Raw genomic sequence first — 2686 nt, 5'->3', positions numbered from 1 at the left:
AGCGCAAGGCGGCTGGCTGAAGCCAGGACAACGAACCCGCTCCAACGCGAAGAAGGAGGAGGAAACTCGAGGTCGGCCCGACTACGCGGCCACGGGGCTGTAATGCAGTTCCATCAGCTCGCTCTCCTTCAACGCAACCATCGCATAGGTGCGCCCATCCTCATCGCTAAACTCGACCTCGAAGACACCAGGAGCCAAGACTTCAACGACCGTGCCGACTTGACCCGCAATCAAATCATGTTCGCCGCAATCGTGAAGCAATGCGACTACATCAAGAAGCTGAATTGCATCCTCCATTCTCTTTAAGGGTGAATAAAACAGGATGTGAGTCGAGGATTATTCTCGTTTTTCCGAACGATCCAAAGCGTCCGGATGCGCCCCACTCTCTCATTTAACCTGATCTGAAGATCCACATGAAAGCGACTTCCATACCGATCTTTTCCGTCAAACTCCCACTCTGCTCCCGAAAGGCTCTTACGAATCGCAGCCTCAAGGAGTGACCAGTCATCTTGCGAAATCCCAAGCACGGTTTCAAAGACCCGAGCCTTGTGCTTACCACGGGGATGGTTCGGAGACAGGCAATAAGTCCCGAAGTTTCGCTGGGTCGACTACTGTGTTTTGTGGATCAAAATCCGGCATCGATCAATCGGTGAAACGGAGTCAGTCTACGATTTTCCATGGGGAGTCCGTTTTCGCCATAGATGAAAGGGCGGGACGGAATTCGAACCACTTTCAAGCGAGGCAGTCTGAAGACCTGCGCTCCGGGGGAAGATCCCAGGCGGGACGCCTGGGCTACGTTTGATTTGCGGCTTCGCCGAAGTGACTTAAAAGACGTCACGTCTTGATTCGTGACAGAAAGCCTTTTCGAGGGCGGCGAGGCGATGGGAGATTGAAGTTGGAAGATGGAAGATGGTTGGGCGGTGGAAGGCTCGGAGATAACGAGCTGAAAACGGAGAACCGGGAACTGGCAAACCGAGACCGGGATCTATTCAGATAATTTACTGCGGAAGAGGTCGTATACCCACTTCCGCTGGGCGGCGTAGATGCAGGCGATGCGGCGACGGTTTTGCACGGTCTCGTAGCAGAAGATGATACGATAGCTTCCGACGCGGAGGCGGTGGAATCCATCGAGTTCATCGGTAAGGGGAAGGATGTCTCCTTTTTCTTCGGCAAGATCGCGGAGAGCTTTGCGTAGGGCTTGTTTCGGCTTAGGGGGAAGAGTTCTGAGAAATTCGAGGACCTCTTCCTGAATCCTGACTTCGATCATTCCGATTCGAGGGCTTCCAGGCCCTGGAAGCGTGCTTCCCCTGCGCGATACTTGCGCAAAGCCGACATGGCTGCCGGATCGGCCAGGACCTCCATCGTTTCGGCAATCGCTTCCATTCGCTCGACCGACATGACTACCGCGACCGCTTTTCCCTGTCGGGTGAGCGTAACCGGGTGCGATTCGCACTCGCGGACCAACGCCGATAGGCTGCGCTGGGCTGTCTTGATGGTGTACGAGGAGGCCATACGGAATATGGTATGCCTTTTTTGCGAAAAAGTAAAGCGAACAGGTTTTCGGAGGAGTGGGCTCCGCCCTGGAGATTGGACACCAGAGGTCGGAGGACGGATGTCAGTGGGGACCGGTTTACGGTTCTCCCGTGGGGCGGTTGCTTCAGCGCCGCCCTCGAAAAGTTCTTCGGAGGAAACGAGGGATGTGGGCGTTGCGGGAAGGTTGTGGAACCGCTGAGAGGTCTTTTGGTTGTATCGGAGGTGGGCGCTGAAGCAACCCACCCACGGATGGGAGATGGCTGAGGGGGACTCAAAAAGCCTCCGGTCTTGATCCTTAAATTTTCCCTCCGGGATCTCTGTGCCCCTGTGAGAGGCAAATGCGTCCTGAGTGGCAGACTGGTTTTTTCACACTGAGGCGGCTGGGGCACGGGGATGGAAGGAGAGAAAGAGGAGAGCGCAAGGCGGCTGGCTGAAGCCAGGACAACGAACCCGCTCCAACGCGAAGAAGGAGGAGGAAACTCGAGGTCGGCCCGACTACGCGGCCACGGGGCTGTAATGCAGTTCCATCAGCTCGCTCTCCTTCAACGCAACCATCGCATAGGTGCGCCCATCCTCATCGCTAAACTCGACCTCGAAGACACCAGGAGCCAAGACTTCAACGACCGTGCCGACTTGACCCGCAATCAAATCATGTTCGCCGCAATCGTGAAGCAATGCGACTACATCAAGAAGCTGAATTGCATCCTCCATTCTCTTTAAGGGTGAATAAAACAGGATGTGAGTCGAGGATTATTCTCGTTTTTCCGAACGATCCAAAGCGTCCGGATGCGCCCCACTCTCTCATTTAACCTGATCTGAAGATCCACATGAAAGCGACTTCCATACCGATCTTTTCCGTCAAACTCCCACTCTGCTCCCGAAAGGCTCTTACGAATCGCAGCCTCAAGGAGTGACCAGTCATCTTGCGAAATCCCAAGCACGGTTTCAAAGACCCGAGCCTTGTGCTTACCACGGGGATGGTTCGGAGACAGGCAATAAGTCCCGAAGTTTCGCTGGGTCGACTACTGTGTTTTGTGGATCAAAATCCGGCATCGATCAATCGGTGAAACGGAGTCAGTCTACGATTTTCCATGGGGAGTCCGTTTTCGCCATAGATGAAAGGGCGGGACGGAATTCGAACCACTTTCAAGCG

At 54.7% G+C, this 2686-nt stretch carries 6 protein-coding genes; all 6 read right to left on the bottom strand.

Annotation, left to right across the window (positions count from 1 at the left end; genetic code table 11):
- Positions 1 to 81 precede the first annotated feature (81 nt).
- The 6 genes from H5P30_RS05540 to H5P30_RS22630 all read right to left on the bottom strand — a co-directional run bounded on the left by H5P30_RS05540 (position 82) and on the right by H5P30_RS22630 (position 2525).
- Positions 82 to 297: a DUF4926 domain-containing protein gene (locus tag H5P30_RS05540; RefSeq protein ID WP_185691907.1), complete on the bottom strand. Its 216-nt coding sequence runs from the start codon at positions 295 to 297 to the stop codon at positions 82 to 84.
- Between the two features lie 5 nt (positions 298 to 302).
- Entirely contained in the window at positions 303 to 578 is a 276-nt protein-coding gene (locus H5P30_RS22635) for a DUF6883 domain-containing protein (RefSeq protein WP_425504931.1), read from the bottom strand.
- A gap of 407 nt (positions 579 to 985) precedes the next feature.
- Positions 986 to 1267, bottom strand: a complete 282-nt coding sequence (locus H5P30_RS05535; protein WP_185691956.1) for a type II toxin-antitoxin system RelE family toxin — start codon at positions 1265 to 1267, stop codon at positions 986 to 988.
- Positions 1264 to 1512, bottom strand: a complete 249-nt coding sequence (locus H5P30_RS05530) for a type II toxin-antitoxin system Phd/YefM family antitoxin (RefSeq protein WP_185691955.1) — start codon at positions 1510 to 1512, stop codon at positions 1264 to 1266. The genes H5P30_RS05535 and H5P30_RS05530 overlap by 4 nt, the downstream gene beginning before the upstream one ends.
- 516 nt (positions 1513 to 2028) lie before the next feature.
- Complete coding sequence (locus H5P30_RS05525) at positions 2029 to 2244, bottom strand: DUF4926 domain-containing protein (protein WP_185691907.1); 216 nt, start codon at positions 2242 to 2244, stop codon at positions 2029 to 2031.
- Positions 2245 to 2249: 5 nt separating this feature from the next.
- The gene (locus H5P30_RS22630; RefSeq protein ID WP_425504931.1) at positions 2250 to 2525 is read right to left on the bottom strand and encodes a DUF6883 domain-containing protein; all 276 of its coding nucleotides are present in this window, start codon (positions 2523 to 2525) and stop codon (positions 2250 to 2252) included.
- Between the last annotated feature and the right edge of the window lie 161 nt (positions 2526 to 2686).

The sequence above is a fragment of the Puniceicoccus vermicola genome, assembly GCF_014230055.1.
In the GTDB taxonomy this organism is placed as follows: domain Bacteria; phylum Verrucomicrobiota; class Verrucomicrobiia; order Opitutales; family Puniceicoccaceae; genus Puniceicoccus; species Puniceicoccus vermicola.
Note: the sequence above shows the minus strand (reverse complement) of the source record. Positions and strands in the feature narration are given on the sequence as shown.

What these genes read in the sequence shown, in the direction of transcription:
- H5P30_RS05525 (WP_185691907.1), bottom strand. Translation starts at nt 2,244, where the DNA reads ATGGAGGATGCAATTCAGCTTCTTGATGTAGTCGCATTGCTTCACGAT.
- H5P30_RS05540 (WP_185691907.1), bottom strand. Translation starts at nt 297, where the DNA reads ATGGAGGATGCAATTCAGCTTCTTGATGTAGTCGCATTGCTTCACGAT.
- H5P30_RS05530 (WP_185691955.1), bottom strand. Translation starts at nt 1,512, where the DNA reads ATGGCCTCCTCGTACACCATCAAGACAGCCCAGCGCAGCCTATCGGCG.
- H5P30_RS05535 (WP_185691956.1), bottom strand. Translation starts at nt 1,267, where the DNA reads ATGATCGAAGTCAGGATTCAGGAAGAGGTCCTCGAATTTCTCAGAACT.